Source organism: Furfurilactobacillus sp. W61-4, from assembly GCF_057545565.1.
In genome coordinates this window covers 1-23,784 of sequence record NZ_BAAJNZ010000009.1, presented here as the reverse complement: position 1 = coordinate 23,784, position 23,784 = coordinate 1, and the positions used below count along the sequence as shown (strand labels likewise).

General features: G+C 43.9%; 16 protein-coding genes. 11 read left to right on the top strand and 5 right to left on the bottom strand.

Annotated features, from left to right (window positions below):
• Positions 1 to 716: 716 nt before the first annotated feature.
• Entirely contained in the window at positions 717 to 1,619 is a 903-nt protein-coding gene (gene htpX, locus AC27FN_RS09770) for a zinc metalloprotease HtpX (protein ID WP_487167796.1), read from the bottom strand.
• 35 nt (positions 1,620 to 1,654) lie between these two features.
• Positions 1,655 to 2,218 (bottom strand): LemA family protein, encoded by a 564-nt coding sequence (locus AC27FN_RS09765; RefSeq protein ID WP_487167795.1) that lies wholly within the window; start codon positions 2,216 to 2,218, stop codon positions 1,655 to 1,657.
• Between the two features lie 168 nt (positions 2,219 to 2,386).
• On the opposite strand from AC27FN_RS09765, the gene AC27FN_RS09760 reads away from it, so the two are divergent.
• A complete protein-coding gene (locus AC27FN_RS09760) occupies positions 2,387 to 2,983 on the top strand; it encodes a GNAT family N-acetyltransferase (RefSeq protein ID WP_487167804.1) in 597 nt (198 codons plus the stop codon).
• 240 nt (positions 2,984 to 3,223) lie between these two features.
• Positions 3,224 to 4,477, top strand: a complete 1,254-nt coding sequence (locus tag AC27FN_RS09755) for a peptidoglycan bridge formation glycyltransferase FemA/FemB family protein (RefSeq protein ID WP_487167794.1) — start codon at positions 3,224 to 3,226, stop codon at positions 4,475 to 4,477.
• Between the two features lie 94 nt (positions 4,478 to 4,571).
• Here AC27FN_RS09755 and AC27FN_RS09750 read toward each other — a convergent pair whose 3' ends face one another.
• The 3 genes from AC27FN_RS09750 to AC27FN_RS09740 all read right to left on the bottom strand — a co-directional run bounded on the left by AC27FN_RS09750 (position 4,572) and on the right by AC27FN_RS09740 (position 11,345).
• Complete coding sequence (locus AC27FN_RS09750; protein WP_487167793.1) at positions 4,572 to 5,300, bottom strand: MucBP domain-containing protein; 729 nt, start codon at positions 5,298 to 5,300, stop codon at positions 4,572 to 4,574.
• A 358-nt stretch (positions 5,301 to 5,658) separates the two neighbouring features.
• Positions 5,659 to 7,926, bottom strand: a complete 2,268-nt coding sequence (locus tag AC27FN_RS09745; RefSeq protein WP_487167792.1) for an ATP-dependent Clp protease ATP-binding subunit — start codon at positions 7,924 to 7,926, stop codon at positions 5,659 to 5,661.
• 389 nt (positions 7,927 to 8,315) lie between these two features.
• Positions 8,316 to 11,345 carry an LTA synthase family protein gene (locus AC27FN_RS09740; RefSeq protein ID WP_487167791.1) on the bottom strand — a complete coding sequence of 1,010 codons (3,030 nt, stop codon included), beginning with the start codon at positions 11,343 to 11,345 and terminating at the stop codon, positions 8,316 to 8,318.
• Between the two features lie 297 nt (positions 11,346 to 11,642).
• Here AC27FN_RS09740 and AC27FN_RS09735 point away from each other — a divergent pair, with 297 nt between their 5' ends.
• From AC27FN_RS09735 to AC27FN_RS09695, 9 genes are all read left to right on the top strand, one after another.
• A complete protein-coding gene (locus AC27FN_RS09735) occupies positions 11,643 to 14,567 on the top strand; it encodes a YfhO family protein (RefSeq protein ID WP_487167790.1) in 2,925 nt (974 codons plus the stop codon).
• Positions 14,568 to 14,569: 2 nt separating this feature from the next.
• Entirely contained in the window at positions 14,570 to 14,752 is a 183-nt protein-coding gene (locus AC27FN_RS09730) for a hypothetical protein (RefSeq protein ID WP_487167789.1), read from the top strand.
• 327 nt (positions 14,753 to 15,079) lie between these two features.
• Positions 15,080 to 15,346 (top strand): phosphocarrier protein HPr, encoded by a 267-nt coding sequence (locus AC27FN_RS09725; protein ID WP_017261119.1) that lies wholly within the window; start codon positions 15,080 to 15,082, stop codon positions 15,344 to 15,346.
• Positions 15,346 to 17,073 carry a phosphoenolpyruvate--protein phosphotransferase gene (ptsP, locus tag AC27FN_RS09720; RefSeq protein WP_487167788.1) on the top strand — a complete coding sequence of 576 codons (1,728 nt, stop codon included), beginning with the start codon at positions 15,346 to 15,348 and terminating at the stop codon, positions 17,071 to 17,073. The genes AC27FN_RS09725 and ptsP overlap by 1 nt, the downstream gene beginning before the upstream one ends.
• A gap of 364 nt (positions 17,074 to 17,437) precedes the next feature.
• Entirely contained in the window at positions 17,438 to 18,619 is a 1,182-nt protein-coding gene (locus AC27FN_RS09715; protein ID WP_487167787.1) for a glycosyltransferase family 4 protein, read from the top strand.
• Between the two features lie 106 nt (positions 18,620 to 18,725).
• The gene (locus AC27FN_RS09710; RefSeq protein ID WP_487167786.1) at positions 18,726 to 19,751 is read left to right on the top strand and encodes a glycosyltransferase family 4 protein; all 1,026 of its coding nucleotides are present in this window, start codon (positions 18,726 to 18,728) and stop codon (positions 19,749 to 19,751) included.
• Between the two features lie 67 nt (positions 19,752 to 19,818).
• On the top strand, positions 19,819 to 20,844 hold the full coding sequence (locus tag AC27FN_RS09705; RefSeq protein ID WP_487167785.1) for a lysylphosphatidylglycerol synthase transmembrane domain-containing protein: 1,026 nt from the start codon (positions 19,819 to 19,821) through the stop codon (positions 20,842 to 20,844).
• A gap of 19 nt (positions 20,845 to 20,863) precedes the next feature.
• Entirely contained in the window at positions 20,864 to 21,121 is a 258-nt protein-coding gene (locus tag AC27FN_RS09700) for a DUF1797 family protein (protein ID WP_487167784.1), read from the top strand.
• Positions 21,122 to 21,270: 149 nt separating this feature from the next.
• Positions 21,271 to 23,349, top strand: a complete 2,079-nt coding sequence (locus AC27FN_RS09695) for an LTA synthase family protein (RefSeq protein ID WP_487167783.1) — start codon at positions 21,271 to 21,273, stop codon at positions 23,347 to 23,349.
• Positions 23,350 to 23,784 lie beyond the last annotated feature (435 nt).

The following is a 23,784-nucleotide window of genomic DNA, read 5'->3' as shown; positions in this document are numbered from 1 at the left end:
ATTCAAAAATTTTTGTAGACGAAGTACCCCGCCATTGTTAGACGAAAAGTCTAACAATGGCGGGGTACTTCTAACAACTAGTTATAGCGGTGAATTCGAAGTTAAAGAAGTTGTCCTGTATTTAGACGATGGCTTGCAATGGTTCGTAAACAAAAGGTCACCGAAAAATTACTAATGGCCACTTCATGCTGAAATAACTTCAACCTGTCTCTATAATGGTGAACAGCTTAATATATTAGCGATTACAGACGAAATGAACCGTGAGATACTGGTGATTATTATTTCGGTATCATGGATCACGAAATAAGTTACTGACTCCGATAATTATTAAATGAGATCCAAAAGCATCTCAGATCAGAAAGAAACTGACAATATATTCCAATGAGGGGTAACACTATCACCATATGATTATCAGAAGAAAGGAAGATTTGAATCAAGTGAGCAGGACTCTAACAGTAACCATCATGATAATGTGTCGATAGAGAATTTCTTAATGCCTCCTAAAGTAATCCCGAGATCGGATTGACCCATAGCTGATCTGAATAAAGTCATGAGTGAATACTTGAACTGATTCAATAATGTTGAAACTGCCAAAAACAAAAATCACTTAACTCCTGTTGAGTACAGGCATCAAGTCACACCAAGCTGAGCTAAAAGAAACATCTAACTTTTATGAATGAACTTGCAAATCTGGAAGAAGTTTTTAGAAAAATTCTTTACATCTTCTCCAGCCGTTCAATCCGATCCTCAATCGGTGGATGCGTATCAAACAAATGGCTGAAAGAACGCTTCTTTTTAAATGGATCAGAAATATACAGAGCTGCGCTACTAGCATCGGCAGCCCGCATCGGTTCACTACTTGAAATCTTACGTAGCGCCGAAATCAGTCCTTGAGGGTTGCGCGTTAACTCAACGCTACCTGCATCGGCAAGATATTCTCGGTTACGCGACAGAGCCATTTGCGCAATCGATGCCGCCAATGGCCCCAAGATGACCAACAGGATTGAGACAATAATCATGATGATTTGTAGATAACCGCCGCCATTGTTGTCATTATCGCGATCGCGGCGACCGCCGCCCCACCAAAAGGAATTCATGCCGATATTTACCAACAAGCTGATAGCTGCGGATAAGGCGAGGGCAATCGTTTGTAAGCGAATGTCGTAGTTGCGGACATGGCTCATTTCGTGGCCAATGACGCCCTCCAATTCCTCACGACTTAGCACGCGGAGGATACCAGTCGTAGCTGCCACCGCCGCATGTTGTGGATCATTGCCCGTGGCAAATGCATTCGGACTGGGATCATCGATGATAAACACACGAGGCATCGGCACTTGAGCCACCATTGCCATGTCTTCCACGGTATGCCACAACATCGGTGCTTGCTCTGCGCTGGTGATTTCTTGGGCATGGTTCATCGACATGACGACATTCGTTGAGTTACCAATCATGATGAAACTATAGACAACGGCAATAACTAACGCCATGACTAGACCGACGATGCTACTATTAAAGAAAACATAGCCGACGGCGGCGCCAATCGCCATTACCAGTAAGATAAATCCGATGAGGACGTAAATGGTCCGCCGCTTATTTTGACGAATTTGTTCAAATAACAAGGGATGAAACTCCTTTGCGATAAAGTGGGTGTCGTTTATTTATCAAAAGAAACTTTTGGTGCTGACTTTTCTTCTTCAGGAACTTGTAAGTAGTCAGCAGGAGTAAAGTGATGAATGTTCGCAACAATATTACTTGGGAAAGACTGGATTTTTAAGTTCAGGTTAGCTGCACTGGTGTTGTACAACTGGCGCGAGTAAGCGATCTTATTTTCTGTGTTGGACAGTTCTTCCATCAGCTGACTGTATTGGGCGTTAGCCTTTAGGTCAGGATAAGCTTCTGCAACCGCAAAGATACTCTTCAAGGAATTAGTAAGCTGATCAGACAGGTTCATTGCCTGTTGGTGATCATCTGCAGGTACGTTAACTAATTGATTACGCAGCCCGATGACCTTTTCAAGAGTACTTTGTTCATACTTACTGTAACCCTTGACGGTCTCGACCAAGTTGGGAATTAAATCATTTCGCCGTTTGAGTTGCACGTCAATCTGGCTCCAAGACTCTTGGGTGTAAGTTCTTGACCGAACCAATCCGTTATATTGCCCGATATAGATGGCAACTAGCAAAACTAAAATAACCACAATGATAATTGTTGGGATCATATTATTCTCCATTCTTCTACTGGCGTAGTTGGCTTATGTTTGAGCCTATTTTACCAAAGAAATAACCAATGCGGCAGTTTCTCAGATTGCCTTAACGAATAATTGTGATTTTTGCCTTTATGGCGGCTTTCAGGTATGATGTTAATCAGACAGAATGGAGGAATATTTATCATAACCATACGTGAAGCACAAAAAGATGATGCTGGCCAGATAGCCCCCCTCATCAATATCATTTTCAAAGAAATGGAACTCGAAGAATTAGAAGACGTCCCTGACCCTGCCGTCCTAAAGGCCATCACCGCCGCTTACCAGAGCGAAGCCTATCTATCTGGTAAAGCAACGACAGTGGTGGCCGAGGCCAATGGTCAAGTAGTAGGGGTGGCGTTTGGCTACCCCGATGAAAATGAAGCAGCTGTTGATCGAGTGCTGGAGCGGGCGACCCGCTTCAGCGATGCCTTTGAAACGGACAGCCCGTTTGGATCTGATTATGAAGCATTCAGGAACGAATGGTATCTGGATTCAATCGTGGTTGATCCACAGTTTCAAGGCTTAGGGATCGGTGGCAAATTATTGGAGGCAATTCCTGGTTTTGCCGCCGATGATGATAAATCAGTCGTCGGTTTAAATGTTGATTTCGAAAACCCCGGCGCTAAGGCGCTTTATGACCGACACGATTTCAAAACAGTCGGTATCAAGAAAATAGGGGATCACTGGTACTTCCACATGCAACGGGAAGTTGTTGAAGCTGAAGTGCTAGAAGCCTAGATAGATTGAGCAATCCAACGGCATAAGTTAGTTGGATTGCTTTTTTGTTGTGGCCTAAATTATTTTGATCTAGTGAAAGATCGCAATGCTTAACATTTGTTTTTGAATTTGGATTTGTGGTTGTTGTTCCGCAGCACTATTGATATGCTCACTCTCGGTGAAATCTTTATGAGCGACGGCGATTGATTTAATAATCAAAATGAAACTCGTTATTTTAGACAAAAGGGAGTTCTATATTTCATGCAATTTCAGAAACTGACAGCAGCACAATATGCGGCTTTTGAACAGCACCATACGGCTGGTTCATACATGCAAACAACGTATCAACAACAAGTTCTTTCACAGCGTGGCTGGACGTCAGAATTAATGGGTGTTGTTGATGAGCACGGCGAGGTAATTGCGACTGAGTTACTTAATAGTCGGCCATTACATGTCGGCACTTTGTTTGAAGTTTCTGGTGGGCCGTTGCTAGATTGGCAAAACGCCGATTTAGTTAAATTCTTGGCTGATGAAACGATTGCTTATGCGAAAGCGCGTCGAGGGTTGGTGCTGCGGTGGTTACCTAATATGCATACACGAGCTTTTGATGATGACGGTAAGGTAACCAAGGAATTTGATGATGCTGGGATCCGTCATTTGCAGGCGGCTGGGTTCGAGTATCAACCATCTAAGCCAGTGGTTGATGGGGAATATTCCAAGATTAGTTTGGGGTATGAGTTCGTCAAGGATCTGTCTGAACTGACAGAGACGACACTATTTGCTAGCTACACGAAGGACGCCCAATATGCCATCAAAAAGACCCACCAGTTTGGCGTTAAGCTACGGCGGCTTGCGTATGAAGACTTGCCTGAGTTTAAAAAATATGCAGATGCGACTGCTGAACGCCGCGGGTTTACAGATAAATCGTTGGATTATTATCAAAAGACGTTTAAAGCCTATGGGGATCAGGTACAATTCATTTTTGCTGAGTTGAACTTTGCTGATTATTTGCAAGAAGAAGCGCATAAACGTGAGGAGTTAAGTCAGCAAATTGCCACGATTCAGCGAAAGCTTGCACAGTCACCGACAAATAAACATTTTAAGAAACAACTGAATGAGTTAAATGATCAAGACAAGCAACACGTTAAGCGAATTACAGATGCTAGTCAGCAACGAGAAAAATACGGTGACATGGTTGTCTTGGCTGGTGCCATGTTCTTCACGCAACCGCAGGAAGTCTCGTATATGTTTAGTTTTACCAACGATGAATTTAAACGCTATTACGCGCCATATTTGATTCAAGATGAAATGCTTCATCAAGCGGTTGTCGCTAAAATCCCACTGTATAACTTTTATGGGGTGACCGGTAACTTCGATGGTTCCGATGGGGTGCTAAAATTCAAGCAATCCTTTAATGGTGAAACACTAGAAACAGCGGGCGTTTTCACGCGCCCGGTGCGCCCGTTTGCCTATAAAGTGGTCCAAGATTTAAAACATTTAACGGGACGGCAGTAGAAAAAGGCGACGCCAATTGGTGAACGTATATAAATAGGGATCGTCAGTTACACGGACAAGTGTGATTGACGATCCCTATTTATTTGTTATATTTTTACGCCTGAACATCTAATGGTCCAGTCAATTTAACATACATCGAGTTAATAAACCCTAATCCTTGTAGTTGGAACCAGACTACGCCTGATGGGTCACTGATTTCACCATTGATGACCACGACACTACGGTTGGGAATAGTGCCACTCGGACGCCCATATGGTTCAGCGTAGTAAGAGACAGCTTGACCATCGACAAAATCAATCTCGCCTCGAGCAGAGATCGGATTAACGTCCCAATGATGCTCCGGTAGATTATCTTGATGTGAAGTAGGTCTAACTGGTTTTGAATTAAGCGCAAAGGCATTGGGCTTGTACATGACCCATTGATTAATCCCCATGTTATACCAAAATTCACCATTATCGGTTGCCACTCGCGAGAAGACGCGCCATACGGAACCAACTGGCATTTCTAAAGCTTGTAATTCACCATCAGGACGATCATAAGTAGGCATGTCTTCTTGAATAGTGGCATACATTTTGACCTGTTCAACTTCGGCCCAATTAGCTTCACGGAAATATAGACGGGCTTCTTGTTGCTGGTTAGAGAACCAACCTTCAAGCGTACCTGTATGATGCAATAACCTAAAATCATTGATTTCTGGCACGTCAACTTTAAAGGGTTCGCCAACATTACCCCGCAGTACTTTTGGTTCAAGCAAGGTTTTACCTGAATCAACATCGGTGTAATAAACCCAGACTGGTACACCTTCGACTAAATTGTCACTCATAATTGCAGACCCCATTGCACTTAGTATTAGTCATAGTATAGCGCAAAGGACAGTCAAACGGCAGAACGATTTAAATCGCTTAGTGAAATCCTAAAGAGTCAAACATGCTAAAAATACTTTTGATTTGATGTGATGTGGGGCGCTTTTTGCTGTTATACCGTGAATCTGGTGCATACCAGAATATTGTTTGACCATTACATTGATTAAGCCAAACAGCTAGCATATAAAGAGTTAAAAATCAGAAAATCGGCAGGATGGTCGGCCCTGGACATTGTTGGTAAGGGATCAAAGACTAGCAGGATTTACCAAATAAAAAGTCCCACCAACAAAATGGCGAGACTTTAAGTGGTTCATTAGATTACTTTGTTTGTTCTGCGTTTTGAGCAACTGAAGCTGGCTGAGCCTGGTCATCAGCTTCAACTTTGATCTGGTCACCATCCATGACCGCAACTAAGTTGTGCGCATCAGGATTATCCAGGAAGAAGTCGGCAATCCGGTCTTCTAATTGCTCTTGAATGACACGACGTAATGGGCGGGCCCCCATGGTTGGGTTGTAGCCAAGGTCAACTAACTTAGCCTCAACTGGCTTAGTAACGCGAATGTGCAAGTTACGCGTATCCAATTGATCGTTAACGTCAGTCAACATCAATTCAACGATTTGACCAAGATCATCCTTACTCAAGGAGTTAAATTCAACGATATCGTCGAATCGGTTCAAGAATTCTGGTTTGAAGTAATTGCCTAACTTAGCCATCAGACTAGCGTGAGTATCTTGAGCGGCCCCAAACCCGACACTATTTTCACCGGAATCACCAGAACCCGCATTCGAGGTCATGATGATGATCGTATCCTTGAAGGAAACCGTGCGACCTTGTGAATCAGTCAGGCGACCGTCATCTAAGATCTGTAAGAACATGTGCATAACATCCGGGTGGGCCTTTTCGATTTCGTCCAACAGAATTAGTGAGTAAGGGTGTCGACGAACTTGTTCAGTTAATTGCCCAGCTTCTTCGTAACCCACATAACCAGGTGCCGAACCAATTAGTTTAGAAACGCTGTACTGTTCCATGTATTCACTCATATCAAAGCGAATCATGGCATCCTTCGAACCAAATAGTTCCTTAGCCAATTGCTTGGCCGTTTCTGTTTTACCAACTCCGGTTGGACCGACGAAGAGGAAGGAGCCAATTGGCCGACCAGTTTGATTCAACCCAATTCGGTTACGGCGAATCGCCCGAGCAACTTTATCAACAGCCTGATTTTGACCGATAACATGAGCTTCCAAACGTTTGTCAAGATCCTTCAGCTGACTCTTTTCTTGCGTTTGTAGATCACTAACAGGGATATCCGTCTTTTCTTCGATGATGTGTTCGATGTCTTTTTCTGTGACAGTGGCCGCATCATCAGATTGCGGATTCTCTTCGGCGTCCTTTTTAGCCCGTTCAAGCTGGTTGACTTGGTCACGGTAATAAGCTGCTTTCTCGTAATCTTCCTTGTCCAAAGCAGATTGTTTGTGCGCTTCAGCAGTGTGAATCTTATCTTCATAAGAAGTTGGGTCGACATTGCGTAACGTCAGGTTCTTCTTAGAGCCGGCTTCATCGACCAAATCGATCGCTTTATCCGGTAAGAAACGATCCTGGATGTAGCGAGCTGACAAACGAGCAGCCGCTTCAATAGCGGCATCAGAGTAGTGGACGTGGTGATAGTCTTCGTAGCGCTTCTGAATGCCCTTTAGAATGGAAATCGTATCTTCAATCGATGGTTCTTCAACTTCGATTGGCTGGAAACGACGGGCCAATGCCGCATCTTTTTCAATGTCACGGTATTCCTTTTGCGTGGTTGCGCCAACCAACTGGAATTCACCACGGGCTAAAGCTGGCTTCAAAACGTTACCAGCGTCCATACCACCTTCAGCATTTCCGGCGCCGACGACTTCATGGATTTCATCGATAAAGAGGATGATATCATCATTCTTGGAGACTTCATCCATCAGTTGTTGCATCCGCTGTTCAAACTGACCACGGATCCCTGTTCCTTGAACAAGGGACACGACATCCAACCGGATAATTTGTTTATTAAGTAATTTTTCTGGCACTTTACCGTTAACGATGGCCTGCGCCAAACCCTCAACGACGGCCGTCTTACCAACACCGGCTTCCCCAATTAGAACGGGATTGTTCTTGGTCCGACGGTTTAAAATTTCAATAACACGATCGATTTCGCCATCACGACCGATGACTGGATCGATTTTCCCCGCCTTGGCTTGATCAGTTAGGTTTAACCCATATTGATCGAGCAGTGGGTGCTTACTGTTGCGGTTGTTACCGCCGTTATTATTACCACCACGGCCAGCTTGGGTTGCTGGGCCTTGCTGGGCCTGCTGGAAGTTATTTGCATTGACGTTCCCATTTTGCATTGCCGCAAAGAGATTGTCCAAGTTACCAAAGCCAAATGGATCTTGAGCCATGTTTGAGCCTCCGTTTCTATTACCATTCATTAAATTATTGCCTGCTTGTTGGAGAAGTTGATAGCAATCTTGACACAAATTTACTTGCATTTGTTGCCCATTCATATTGACGCCTAAATGGATTGTTGCCTCATTCTTCTGGCAGTTTTGACAAAGCATGTCGTGATCACTCCTTCATCAGTATTCATCAAACGACCTGCTAGTTGCCAGGCGTGATGGAAAAGGCGTTAGTTAAATTTTGTTTGACCAACATTGACCTTTAGCTAGTATTATACACGCTAACTTTATGTGTGCAAGTCAATTGCCTCTTTTTTTAGCACTTTATTTGTGAGAGTGCTAATTAGTCAATCGGTGCGGCTAAATAAAAATGGAGCTACGACATGACTCCGTTTTGCCAACGAGTACCAACGAAAATAGCGCTGTTTCCCGAGCTTTGGGAAGCGGCACTATTTATGTTGAACGGAATTGGCAGGCCTTTGGCGCACGTCATCGGGGGGCACCGTTCGTCTTACATATACTTATGTCACAAGTCCGAATTCACAGATTATTTATTTCATGAAGTGTTGTGACTCAATGTAGTGATGACCAGCCGTGATGTCATATTGGACCAGTTGGTAGTCGTGAAGTAACTGCTGCTGGTTAGCAGATAATTGGTGTTCACTGATCGGATGGCCGGTTGAATTAGTGTATTCAGTGGCGGCATTGAAGTTGTTGACAGATCCTTCCTTTGAACTGGTTGACATTGCCGGCAACTGTTCTAAAAGTTCTGTCTGTAACGCGTAATAGGGAGAAACTTTTGCATTTAGTTGTTTTAAAACTAAGGCCGGAAACGAGTAGGGCGCAACCACCGGCTGATTGACTTTTTGCTTAGCACCGTGGGCACGAGCATAGCGATTTGAGTACACAAAGTAGTCGGTTTCGTGCAACGCTTGACCATCCTTTTTCATCGATAAACCATCATAAATGCCAGGCAGATGGTCACCATACCAAACTAAAGTGATTGGTCGATCGATTAGATCAAGCTGTTCAATGAACTTTTTGACTTGTTGATCGCTAATTGAGATCCCCTTGGCATAGTTTTCAATGGATCGTTGGCTTGTTTCACTGGCGAAAGCCTGACCCGTCACTTTGAACTGATTGTGCGCGTAATAGTTATCAAAGGGCATGTGATTTTGCATCGTCACTAGATTAATGAACTGACCGTTGGCATGGTGTTTCAATTGTCGAAGGGTATTTTGATAAGCGGTTTGATCGGACAGATAGGGATTTGTGCCCACATGATGTTGATTGGTGATGGGTGAGGAACTGCCTAAATAGTCAAATTGGTTAAACCCAAACTTTTTATAAACGGTGATGCGATCATATAAATTACCCGTGTAAGGGTGGATGCCCACGGAATAAGGGAAGAGATTATTAAATGCTGGGGTGTAGGCTGCGTTTGGGACGAGTTGCGTGTACGGCGTTGGCAGCGTTGGCGAAAAATTGGTAATGGAGAGGCCCGTGAGCGTTTGATATTCCATATTGGCGGTTCCACCACCATATCCGGAGCTCATCATCAAGCCAGCAGTGGTGTCGCGCTTAATTGAGGAAATAAACGGAAGCGGATTATGATTGACTTTGAGCTGTGGTACCCGTCGAGGATCGGAAAAGCTTTCGCTCAAATTGAAAATAACGGTTTGGTTGCTGATATCGGTCGTTCGTGTGCGATTTATCTGCCGGGCTTGTTGTTGATAGCGATGGACGAGGCGCGACATGGCTTGCTTAGAATAGTCAGCCGGTTTAGCCATAATTTTGACGTCAATATTATTTAAAAATTGGATCACCGGGCCGTTGATCTGGGCGCCAATGGTTTGTGAATAAAACGATGGATCATCGCCCATGGTTTTGACAAATTGACCAGGAATGCTAGCGACGTGATTGAACTGAATGGGACTTATTAGGATCATTACCCCCAATACTAATCGACTGATCCGTGACGAAGTGGACAGTGTTTGGGTCTGCACGTGGCCGGTTAACCACCAAATAAGGCCAATAAGTGCGATCAGGGCGATCGCTGCGTTAATTATAATTTTCTGATCGACCATGGTCAGAATATCTTTATATCCGCTGACCATTAGGACTTCTGAGGGTAAAATTGGTTCAGCACGCAGCTTGATTTTAATTAGTGTCGCCGTGATCACCAGCCCCATTGCCGCAATCGTCAATATTAATGCGGTCCAGTATTGATTAAATAGGGCTCGAAGGATCGAGTAGGTTGTGTAAATAAAAAGTAAGTTAAGCCAAATTAGTGATTGGCGTAGGAAAAAGATGGCCGGCCAGGCGGGGGCTTGATCCGGAACAATCCAGGTGGTCACGATCCAGTTAGGGTTCATGATGACGATGCTGAAATAACTACAGAAATATAGTGAAGCAAAGACAACGATGGGCTGCCAATGTCGTTTAGCCAATTGATAAGGGTGCTTTGTGATTTCCAAAAGGGCATTTCGGCTGAGCGTCATTAATTGATGAAAGTAACGGGATCGCTCAATGAGCATTAAAATGCCAACTTCGAACCAGCTGATTACGGCAACGGCCAGTAATAGTAGGATGATCAAACGCCCGGACCAGAGAAGATCGTGGCGTGAAAAGGTTGGTAACAGCCTAAAGATTAATTGTTCGAAACGCTCAGTCACCACTGGCCGCGTGGTCAGTTCATAACTGATCAAACCCAGCGTCAGGCTGATCAACGGAGATATCGTGATAGGGTGACTAAAGCGAGTTGCAAACTGAGCTGAAAGTTGGATTGCACAGGTGAATGTCGTCAGCGTCGCTAGAATGATCAACGGACTTGTGGCAGTTAAAAACCGTTGGGCGGTTGAAAAATCTTGATGAACGAGTAAAGAGATACTGCCCATAGCCACATTTAAGGCCATTTCACTGATGAGCGAAATGGTTAATACCAAAGCACTTTGTTTGATCGAAGGTAGCTTGGTTTCACGCAAAAAGAGACCGACTGTCGTTAGTAGTAAACCGGCTGCAAAACTATTGATATTGCTAAAACCGAACAAATCTTGATTGAACAAACTGGGTAAGATGATAATTAGCCAAAAAGTAGCCATTAAAGAAGTTCGTTTAGCTGTTTTAAATACGCGAAGTAGCCACGTCTGTGACGCCAGCGCGGTCATCACGCCAATTAGTCCCGGATACACGTGACGTAAAATCGGTAAACAAATATCATAGATTAAATTGGCTGATCCGGAGTTAGTTGTTCGAAAATAAGCAAAGAGGAGCAAGACCCCAGTTAGCAAAGTTAATAACCAAAGCTGCACGATAATTAGTCGGGGTCGGTTGTGACTATAAAAATAGCCAATGCTGATAAATAAGAGTGGCAGACCGATTAATGTCACCGATCGTAAATTTATGGCTGCTAACCAGTGAAAGGTGAGCTGATTAACTGCTGGATCAAGAAATCGACCATTACTACCGAAGATGATCCAATTCGCTAGCATTAACATTGTTGCTAGCAATAGTGTTAGCCCTGGTTGAACGACGCTTTTTGTCGCGGCGTTAGCCCGACGGTTAAATTGATAGCTTTGCAAAATAGACCCCCACTTGTGAATAAAGCACACTTATATAGTTAACCAGTATAGACTATTTTTAAGTGTGGCAAAACTAGTCTAATTATCGAACTAGTGAGTGGTAGGGTGAAGCACTTTCCCGATATGATTCTGGATGCCATCCGGAGGAGACTTAAGTCAAGTTGAGAACTAACGACGATTGTCTTAGTCACAGGTTTGTGAAATAATTTAATTCGTGCCTAAAGCCGATCGTGAATGAGGTTACTTTGGGTTGAATTATTTTATGTCATGATCGACCATCAAAGGAGTTCGTCTAACATGGTTTTTACCTTTGCAAAAAAATCGCGGGCTAAGTTATATCTAGGTTATATTGGCTGTTTTATCCTATTTTGTGGTTTAACGTATGGGGTTAATTTAGCATTCGGCTACTCACTTATCTCAACGCACGATGTCCTGCATCAACATGTGCCGATTATGATCAGTTATCGAGAGATATTACTCAATTGGTGGCAGCATTTAAGTGCCGGTCCAACTCAGTGGTCGTGGCATATCGGCTTGGGTGCTGATGTATTTCAGACTTTTTCTTACTATATAATTGGCGATCCATTTGCCTATTTAATTTTATTGTTTAATAAAGCCCACTTGTTGTTAGGATTTCAAGTGATTGGTTTGGTTCGCGTTTTTTTTGCCGGTTTAAGCTTTACATACTTTGCCAGTCATTTTGAGTTGAAACGATGGGCGATTTGGCTAGGCGCCATGGTTTATCTGAGTAGTGGGTTTGCCATTTACGCGAGTTTGTTTCAACCATTTTTTATTAATGCGTTGATTTTATTGCCATTATTGGTAACGAGCATTGAAGCAGTCCTACAGGGGCGAACTGCGTGGGGCTTTGGTTTAGTCGTCTACTTTGCCGTGGTGGCTAATTTTTATCTGGCTTTCATGTTAGCCGTGGGTGGCATCGTTTATTTGATCTTGCGATGGAGCCAATTGCCCGCGCCGTTCAGTCGCATACGTTGGCTTAACTTTGGGCGACTAGTGATCAGCGGGCTTTCAGGGTTAGCAATGACAGCCTGGATCACGTTACCGGAAATCAAGGCGTTACAAAGCTCACCACGTTTTGATGTTCCTTTTGCCAGTGGCATGCACTGGTACTCACTACAGTATTATTTAAGCTTGCCGACTGCTTTACTAGGTAATGTTAATGTCGATCCATTTTGGCTCAATACTTTGTCGGTCAATGTCCTCTTATTGGTCGTTATTTGGACATTAATTCGACACCGTCAGTTTAAGTTGATGAGTCGTATCTTTGTCTTGACCGGGCTATTGAGCCTGTGGCCAGGTTTTGCCGCCACTCTAAACGGACTAACCTCACCATCGAACCGGTGGCTCTTCTTAGTCAGTTTGCCGGTTGCCCTGATGACTGCCAAATTTTTACAATCGGTTGATCAGATGACATTGCCGGACTGGCTGCCCATTTTTAAATGGTCCGGGCTTGTTTTAGGTGGCATTGTCGTCGCCACGCTGATTATGCAAGATCAGGCTGCCACAATCTTGCCACAAATGGCTTTCTTAATCGTTTATGCTGCCATTTTTGTTATGGGCACGATTCGACCAGCGCTCTTGCAACCCCGGGTTCTTGGTAGTTTGGTGATGCTAAATATTTTTGTGGCCTTCAATTTTGAAAACGCCGCCTATGACATTCATCAATTTTTGCCCCAAGGTCAAGCCGCAGCATTAGTTAAGGCCCCGTATGGGAGCGCACCAGCAGCACTCACGAATCAACCAACGTTACTAGAAACTACGCATTCTGCGGCGAAACAACTATCGCAGCCAACTTTTAGTCGGGTTAGCAATGTGAGTAACTTTAAGCTGACTGCTGGTGGGATGACGGCCAATAATTTTTTGACTAGTCAGGCCAATACCAGTTCGTTTTATTCCATTCAAAACGGGGCGGCCACCCAGTTTAGTCGCGACTTATTGAACAATCAGCGGCAGTTAAACCTACCGATTCAACAATTTGATGATCGCACGCGAATTTTGAATTTCTTAGGTGTTCGTACCCTATATGCAAATTCACCACTACCAGACGATACGAATTTGCCGGTCAATTATCTACCGGCTTATGGCGAGACACCTAGCCTTAATCAAGCTTTTTACGGTGTGAACGGCAACGTGTCTGTTTATCAAACGCAAGACAATTTTCCGCTGATGTACTTTCAGCCGCGGGTGATTGATACAAAGACCTATCAACGATTGGATGCTAACGAAAAGGAAGCCAATTTAGCTAATGTCGCGGCAGTTAGCAATACTGACGGCTTAAAGACGACTAAACTGACGGATGATCAACTAACTCAACAAGTCGTTGATATTCCTTATCAGATTTATGATCAAAACCAGCAACGCGTCACCACTAGCGGAATCGCAAATACGGATAAGACTGCCACTTACACTATCTATATTCCCCATGCGTCTGATTATGCGGGGATGGAATTGCGCGCGCTGATCACCGATGTTCATTATGGCGAACCATCCTTAGGCGACCGAATTCAGATCGATCAAACTAATTCGCCCGGCATCAACGGGCAGCTTTCTTCAACCAGTAACCAAACATCGACTCATGGGGCGTGGGATGCCTTCAAACGTGATGTTAGCAACGGTTCACCCAACCAAGCTTGGCGGATTACACTAACGAATGGCGACATTACCAATTCGATTAGTCAGATACCAGAAACTAACTTAAGCGAATATGAACGAACCACTAATGGCATTTTAAATTTGGGGTGGGCTAGTAAGGTGCCCAATGGTTTAACCATGCAGTTAGGTCAGGTCGGTCAGTATTCCTTTAAATTACAATTGGTTGGTTTACCGATGAACAAAACCTATGATCGGCAGGTTCAAAAGTTACAGCAAAATGGATTGCGACAATTGCGGCTAGGCCACAACCAGGTTACTGGCGTTGTCACCACGGCGAAAAAAGGGATTTTAGCATCGTCAATTCCTTATAGTTCTGGGTGGTCGGCGACTGTTAATGGTAAACCAGCGAAAGTGATTAAGTCTGATCGGGCCTTTGTCGCCCTTAAGCTATTACATCCTGGTCGCCAACGGATTAAACTGACGTATCGTACCCCTGGATTGCAGATGGGGTGGCACATCAGTTTGCTAATTGGGGTACTAATTTGCCTTGGCGAATTGCTTGCAGTTATGATCATTAATAGACGAGCTAAACACGAGAAGGGTGCATAAAGATGATGGAAGATTATCCAGCTTTATTAGAAGAATTACGCAGTGGCGACCGTCAAGAACTGACGGTTACCCCAGATCAGTTCATGAATTTTCAACAGGCGTTAATGAATTATGAATTTCGTCAGCGTATTGTTGGACAGGCCAGTCGTGGCGGGACCATTACGTACCGTTACATTGCGGATTGACGATGTCGCCAGCTTGGTGTGTTTCGAATAAGGTAGACAACTAGATTTACATGCACAACTTGTTTTAAATTTGGATAATCATTTGATCAGGAATTGTCCCAATTAAATTAGGCCAAAATTTAGGTAAAACAACGTGGCCGTAGTGGTCCATCGACTGATTGGACCAGACCAATCTGAGAACGCTTACTTTACTGGGCCGAATTGGTTTGGGAATGTTGTCATTTGCAAAAAACATATGCTACTATGATACAGAAGGTGATTGACCAATCGCTGTTTTCACGGCAAAGTAATCCCTTACAAATTTGAGCTTCACAAGGAGATAAGATTATGGAATCTAAAGACTTTCACATTATTGCTGACACAGGTTTACACGCACGTCCAGCAACTTTACTAGTTCAAACGGCATCGAAGTTCTCTTCAGAGATCAACTTGGCCTACGATGGCAAGTCCGTTAACTTAAAATCCATCATGGGTGTGATGTCCTTAGGTGTCGGTAAAGATGCCGACGTAACAATTTCTGCTGATGGTGCCGATGAAAAGGATGCCATCAGTGCAATCACGGACACTATGACAAAAGAAGGCTTATCTGACTAATGACTCAGAAACTTAGCGGGATCGCCGCCAGCAATGGGGTTGCTATTGCGGCGGCTTATATGTTGGTTGATCCAGACCTAACTTTTGAAAAGCGTAACATTACTGACGCTGATGCCGAAAAGAAGCGGTTGCATGAAGCCTTGGACGCTGCAATCGCCGAACTTCAGCAAATCAAAACAGTGGCTGAAAAGAACCTTGGTGCTGATGAGGCGGAAGTCTTTGAAGCGCATATTACGATTCTAGAAGATCCAGAAATGATCGGCCAAATTGAAGGTAAGATTGATAGTGATAAAGTGAACGCCGAAGAAGCCTTGAAAGAGGTTACCGACAGCTTCATCACAATTTTTGAAGGCATGACTGATAACACCTATATGCAAGAACGCGCAGCTGATGTTCGCGATGTGACCAAGCGGGTGATGAGTCATTTACTGGGGAAAAACTTACCTAATCCTGCTTTGATTGATTCAGAGGTGATTATTGTCGCTCATGATTTGACACCGAGTGACACAGCTCAGTTGAATCGCAAGTACGTCAAGGGTTTCATCACGGACTTAGGTGGACGAACATCACATTCAGCAATCATGAGCCGAACGTTGGAAATCCCGGCAGTCGTTGGAACAGAGACAGCGACGACCACGATTAAGCAAGGCGATCAAGTTATCGTTGACGGCTTAGATGGTGTTGGAATCGTTTCGCCAACTGCGGATGATGTTGAAGTCTACACGAAAAAAGGCGACGACTTCACCAAGCAAAAAGCTGAATGGGATAAGCTAAAAGATGAACCATCTGTCTCTAAGGATGGCAAGACCTTTACGATTGCGGCAAACATTGGCACACCTGACGATGTTGCCGCTGTTAACGATGACGGCGGGGAAGCAGTCGGTTTGTTCCGTTCAGAGTTCTTGTATATGGACAGTTCTGAACTGCCAGATGAAGAAACTCAATTCCAAGCTTATAAAAAAGCAGTCGAAGATATGCATGGCAAACAGGTTGTTGTGCGAACCATGGACATCGGAGGTGACAAGCATCTTGATTACTTGCCATTACCTGAAGAAATGAATCCATTCTTGGGTTATCGGGCGATTCGGATTAGTTTGGCACAACCCGACTTGTTCCGACCGCAACTGCGCGCTTTAATTCGCGCTTCTGCTTTCGGTAATATCGCCATCATGTTCCCGATGATCGGTACGGTTGATGAATTTAAACGTGCCCGAGCTATCTACGATGAAGAACGCCAGAAATTAATCAATGATGGCGTTAAAGTGGCGGATCATATCGATGTCGGAATGATGATGGAAGTTCCTGCTGCTGTTCTGATCGCTGATAAGTTAGCCAAATACGCTGACTTCTTCAGTATCGGCACCAACGACTTGATTCAGTATTCATTTGCAGCCGATCGGGGTAATGAACGCGTATCTTATCTTTATCAGCCTTATAATCCCTCTTTGCTGCGGCTAATCAAGCGAGTTATTGACACAGCACATGCTGAAGGCAAGTGGGCCGGGATGTGTGGCGAAATGGCCGGTGACCAAGTTGCGGTTCCATTGTTGATGGGGATGGGCCTAGATGAATTCTCTATGAGTGCGAGTTCCATGTTACAGACGCGTTCGCTAATGAAACGGCTTGACACGGATTCAACTGCTCAGCTAGTTGAAAAAGCACTCGATGCTGAGACAAATGAAGAAGTCGCTGCTTTAGTGAAAGATTACATGTCACAGTTGAATTAAGTTGGCATTTAAAAATCTGATCAAAGCAATTGGCTGATTCTGCTCGATCCAAAAAAGACCACTGGCACAGCGACGTAAGCTGATGTGCCAGTGGTCTTTTTGAGTCCGATTAGTTGAAGTTAAAAATAACGGCAGATTAGCAGCCGGGTCAGGATGGATGAGCTTAAACAGCATGTGTAAAAGTTTAAATTTCTCTCATTGCGTTGGCATTGATTGGCGTCCTTATGGTGAATGGGTTAAAATGAGTCTAATGGTTTCACTGACTTATTTGCTATCTTAGTGGTCAATCCGTATAATGGTGCTTGTTAATTTTGATGAGCATTATAGCTAATTTGTGTATTTAGACGAGAAGGGGGACGCCAGCGTGAATATTGGGATTTTTACCGATACATATTTTCCGCAGGTAAGTGGTGTGGCCACTTCGATTAAAACGTTGCGTGATCAATTGGAACAAAATGGTCATTCAGTTTATATCTTCACGTCAACGGATCCTAAAGTTGATAAGGATGTTTATGAACGGAATATTTTCCGGTTTCCATCAGTACCATTTGTTTCATTTACTGATCGGCGGATTGCGGTGGCTGGCGTCTTTCGTGCCTTGCAAATTGCGCGAGACTTAAACCTAGACTTGATTCATACACAAACCGAGTTCTCGATGGGCTTAATGGGGAAATTTATCGCCCATACGCTAAAAATTCCTGTATTGCACACGTATCACACGATGTATGAAGATTACTTACATTATGTTGCCAACGGGAAGCTGCTACACCCTCGCCAGGTGAAATCAATGTCACGAGCATACTTACACGGTGTCGAAGGCGTCGTTGCGCCGTCAGATCGAGTGTTAACAACACTGAGAGGTTATGGCGTTAAAATTCCCATCCGGGTGATCCCGACAGGTGTGAATTTGAGCCAATATGAGCAAACGCCGGTTGATTCGCGGCTGCGACAAGAATTACACTTTTCAACGGACACACCGGTGCTGTTGTCACTATCGCGGCTAGCTTTTGAAAAGAATATTCATGAAATTATTATGGCAATGCCGGACATCTTAAGCCAACAGCCAACCGCTCAACTGGTGATCGTCGGTGATGGTCCAGCACGTGAAGATTTACAGTCTCAAGTCGCGCAGATGGGCTTAAATGATCACATAACCTTCACTGGTGAAATCAGTAATGATCGGGTCTCTGAGTATTATCATATGGCTGATGTGTTTGTATCCGCCAGTGATTCTGAATCGCAAGGGCTCACTTATATTGAAGCTATCGCTGCCGGATTGCCCATTGTGGTGATGAGTAGCCCATACACGGATGAATTGCTGACTTCGCCCACGGTGGGGAAAGCATTTAAACAGCAGAGTGAATTGGTGGCTGATGTGGATGCCTATCTCTGCGGGGCAATTGATTTACGTGACCAGACTGTGCGGCAACGACTGCTTTATGAGATTTCGGCCGACGCATTTGGCAAACGCATTTTACAGTTTTACGCAGATGCTCAGCTAATTTATCAAGAAGACAGCGAGAAATCAGCCAAATTGAGCGATTAATCGTTTCAAACACGCGTACCGGGCTGACAACCAGTCAGTCATTGGTGAGGCGTGTTTTTTCGTTCCGACATCGATACCTTGTGACTTGAATGAAAGAGAGCGTGCAATGCTTCGAATTAATATGTTTTCTGCTGCGACTTCGGTTCCTGGCCAAGGAGTTGGCAGTGCTTATCTAGAGCTTACTCAGCTATTAAAGGATCGGCTGAGCGACGACTTTGACGTGCGCATCAATCAGTGGTCGCGCGCTGATATATCGCATTATCATACGGTCAATTTTTCGTATTACTTGTCTACGTTTTTGCCCGGTCGGGGGGTCAAGATTGGCTATGTTCACTTTTTACCAGAAACCTTAGAAGGTAGCTTGAAGTTACCACCAATTGCCAAGCCGATTTTTTATCACTATTTGATCGGTTTTTATAAACGGATGGATCATCTCGTTGTCGTGAATCCAACGTTTATCCCTAAGCTAGAAGCATATGGTATTCCACGAGGCAAAATCACTTATATTCCCAATTTTGTTTCTCCAGCTGAGTTTCATGAATATACGGCCAGCGAAAAAGCGGCTACTCGGGCGCAATATCACATCGAGCCAAAGAAATTTACGATTCTCGGGATTGGCCAGATTCAAGAGCGTAAAGGAGTTCGAGATTTTATTAAACTGGCTAAAGATAACCCGGATTTGCAGTTCATCTGGGCTGGGGGCTTTTCATTCGGTCGGATTACAGATGGCTATGCCGAACTGAAGCAAGATGTAGACCAGCCCCCCGCTAATCTGAGCTTTCCGGGAATCGTTTCCCGTGACAAACTGATTGACTACTATAATATGGCTGACTTGTTCTTGCTGCCCTCGTATAATGAATTGTTCCCAATGTCAGTTCTAGAGGCCTTTAGCTGTGGAACACCAGTGCTACTGAGGGATCTAGACTTATACCGCGCCATTATCGATGGTTATTATGAGAGTGCGGCAAATGAAGCAGAGATGCAGCATAAGATTAATGGTCTTCGGTCCAATCAAGCTGGCTTGCAGTATTTGCATAGCCAAGCCTTGTTAGCGGCCAATCAGTATTCACCAGAGCATTTGGCTCATATTTGGCGTCAATTTTATCTTGCCCAAGCCGGTCAACACAGTTGATCAATGTTAGTTAGGTCTTAATGACTGTTTGGGACGATGGTGTCGCTTATTGTAGAAAGGATAACTTATGTCCCGCCGAAATCAAATCGTGCTGGTGATCATGGTGATCATTGGTCTTGGCATCTTTGCTTATTCCTTACGCAATGTTGCCCTTGCACAATTGATGCATGACTTAGTGCATATTAATGGTTGGTGGCTGATCTTAGCTGTTGTCTGTATGATTGGCTATCTATTGATCGAGTCGCGAATTGTACAGGTCTTTGTCAAAGATCGCATCAAAGGATTTAGCTTTAAAGATGCGTTGCGAATACCCCTTATCGAACAGCTCTTTAATGGGATTACGCCTTTCTCCAGTGGGGGCCAGCCGGCGCAACTGATTGCAATGATTCAAACCGGAGTTGATGGTGGTCGAGCGAGCTCTGTGTTATTGATGAAATTCGTCGTTTACCAAGCAATGATCGTTATTAACTTTCTGATTGCGCTAGCTATTGGTTTTCAATATTTAGCTGAAAAGCTCCATTACTTGGCCCTGTTCGTGGTGTTTGGTTTTCTAATTCATTTGGTGGTCATTTTGGGACTATTAATGATTATGTTTTGGCACTCATTTACCAAACGGTTGGTTAATCTGCTGATGCGTCCCTTACGTTGGTTTGTGAAACCCGAGCGGTTTGCGACGTGGCAAGTGACCTTGGATCAAAAGATTGACTCGTTTTATCATGAGAGTGTACGAATTAAGTCACAATGGCGGTTGATGGTACACGTGGCGCTATTGACGCTGGCACAGTTAAGCGTATACTATCTGATTCCATACTTCATTATGTTGTCGTTGGGTTACTCCCACGTCAATATTTTAATGGTTACAGCCCTACATGTGCTGATTGTCATGGTGATTTCGTTATTTCCCATTCCTGGAGGTGCCGGTGGGGCCGAGTTTAGTTTTGAAGCTTTATTCGCTAGCTACATTACCAGCCGTTCCAAATTAGTGCTCGCGATGATCCTGTGGCGGGTTATCACTTACTACTTAGGGATGTTTGCCGGTATGTGGGCGATGGCGATCAAACCAGATAAAGTAACTGAAGATGTGAAGGACTAAGTTGAGTTGAGGAAAAGCAATGAGTGAAGAAACTAACAGTGTGTTGGCAGACATCATTACCCGGCTTCGTGCGGTGCAATTTGATCGTCGGCAAGCGATGCAGACTCGCTATTTTGAGCAATTTGGCGTGGTCGTGTGCAAAGTGACCTACAATCGCGATACTGGTATTTGGATGTTGCAGGATGCGCGAACCAAGCCACCATTTACGTATGATAATTTGGATATGGTGGCAGTGGCCATTTACGATGCGTTAACCGAATTTAAAGCTGTTTTCTGATTTTTGGACAGATAAGAATTTATGAAGAACCCCGCCAATATTTGAAATTGGGCGGGGCTTGTTTATAATATTGACTTATTGAGTTTATATGAATAAATATAACGGTCTTAGCCGTCAACAATGGCGTCTAAGTCGTGGAGGATAAACAGATGGCGAAATTCTTCAATCGGTTGTATGCCAAATTGAATACAACTTTAGGCTTTTTTATTTTGATTACCGTTACATATTGGCTGACAACTTACTTAGCGTACCGTACGAAGTTTACACTTGGAGCTGAGACACCGATTCAGCAGTTCATCATGTTTATTAATCCCTTGCCGACAGCTTTGTTGCTTTTTGGGATTGCGCTTTACTTCCGTGGTCGGCTTGCCTATTGGTTGATGGTCATTGTTGACTTAATTCAAACGACTTGGTTATTCGCCAATATCTTGTATTATCGAGAATTCTCTGATTTTTTGTCGATTGGCATTGTGAAGGGTTCCGGATCTGTTGACAATAACTTGGGCAAATCACTGGCCGGCATTTTACACGCAACTGACCTACTGGTTTACTTACACATCGTGATTTTGATCGTCTTGCTGTTAACCAAATTGATTAAGGTTGATCGACGACCGTTGAAAAAGCGTTTTGCTGTGACTATGACAGTTTTTTCTTTGGCCTTCATGATGGTCGATTACGGTCTATCAGTTAGAGATCGGTCGGGTTTATTGACGCGAACATTTGATAATAACTACATTGTTAAATATCTGGGCTTGAATGAGTATGCTGCGTTTAATGCCTATCAGACGCAACAGCAAGCAACTAGCCGCGAACGGGCGTCTAAATCTGATTTGAAAGCTGTCCAACAGTATCTTAAAGAAAATCCTGCAGGTGAAAACTTTCAATACTTTGGTAAAGAGCAGGGGAAAAATGTTTTTGTCTTTCATCTAGAAAGCTTCCAGCAGTTCCTGATTGACTACAAGTGGAAAGGGCAGGAAGTAACACCTAATATCAATGCGTTTTACCATGATCAAAATACTTTATCTTTCGACAACTTCTTCCATCAAGTGGCACAAGGAAAAACCTCTGACGCAGAAATGATGATGGAAAATTCGCTGTATGGGTTGCCAACTGGCTCCGCAATGATCAATTATGGCACGTCAAACACTTTCCAGGCGGCGCCGGCGATTTTAGCGCAACATGGCTATACGACAGCGGCCATGCACGGGGATGTTCCTAGTTTTTGGAATCGTGGCAATACCTATAAGTCATGGGGCTATCAAGACTTCTTTAGCAAGTCATTCTTCCCCAATGCCAATAAGCCAAGCAATAACGTTGGTTATGGTTTGAAAGACAAAATTTTCTTGCGTGATTCAGTTAACTATATTCAGCAACTACCACAGCCGTTTTACGCGAAGGTGATTACTGTTACAAATCACTATCCGTATTTATTAGGTAAGAAAGATGCTGATTTTCCGAAGACAGATACCGGCGATAATACTGTGGATGGCTATGTTGTAACTGCTCATTATCTGGATCAGGCTTTTGGCGAGTTTATCAATTATCTCAAGAAAGCCGGGTTATACGATAATTCAATGATTGTCGTCTATGGCGATCACTACGGTATTTCGAATAATCATCGTCCGGCGATTGCCAAGTTGTTGGGTAAAAAGTCAGTGAATAACTATGATTTGGCAATGTTTCAAAAGGTTCCCTTCATGATTCACGCACCAGGTGTACAAGGCGGTGTTAATCACACGTATGGCGGCGAAATTGATGCGCTACCAACGATGATGGATCTATTGGGGATTAAAACGACCGGCAATTACATTATGCTAGGGCAGGATCTGCTATCTACTCAGCGAAACCAAATTGTGCCATTTAGGGACGGCAATTTTGTGACGCCACAGTATACTAAGGTGGGTAGTCAGGTGTATGACACAGCAACCGGTAAGCTGCTGAAGTTGACTGCGACCCAAAAGGAGCAAGTGGCCGCCGATCAAAATCATGTCAATACAGTTCTTGGTTTATCGGATAAAGTGATGACTAGAGATCTGTTGCGTTTCTACACCCCTGTTGGTTTTAAGAAAGTAGATAAGTCTGATTATGATTATTCGGTGAACGCCACGAAGAAACGTTTGAAGCAAGAGCAGAAGGAAGATCCAACCAGTGTTCAGGCGAAAAATGGCGGTAAGTCTACGCTAAGCGACTACCAAACAGATGCGCCGGAATTAACAAAATCGAAGTGAACAAAAAAAGATTCTGCCGACGCAGGATCTTTTTTTGTTCGGAGTTTTAGGAAACAAGCATTGCATGGTGGTCGATTTGTCAGCGAGATACCGAAGGAACATCGAAACAGCACTGAAAATAACGAACGATTTTGAAATGAGGGTTATTTTTCTCCGGAATCGTCACTTTGACTGTAGCAAGCCGTGAAATGATTTTGCGAATTGTGCTTGACCGGGGTGGGGCGTTTTGCTAAGATAACATATGTTGTCAGGGAGTGCTTGAGCTACTGCGACAGCGGTTCACACGATTCTTGATAATAAAAAAGCTTGACGAGATAATCGCTAAGTGATATATTATAAAAGTTGTCTTGTGGCAACGAAGTAGATCTTTGAAAACTGAACAACGTTTCGACGAATCAAATGTGTAGGGTCTTTGAACTTCGGTTCGAAGCAATA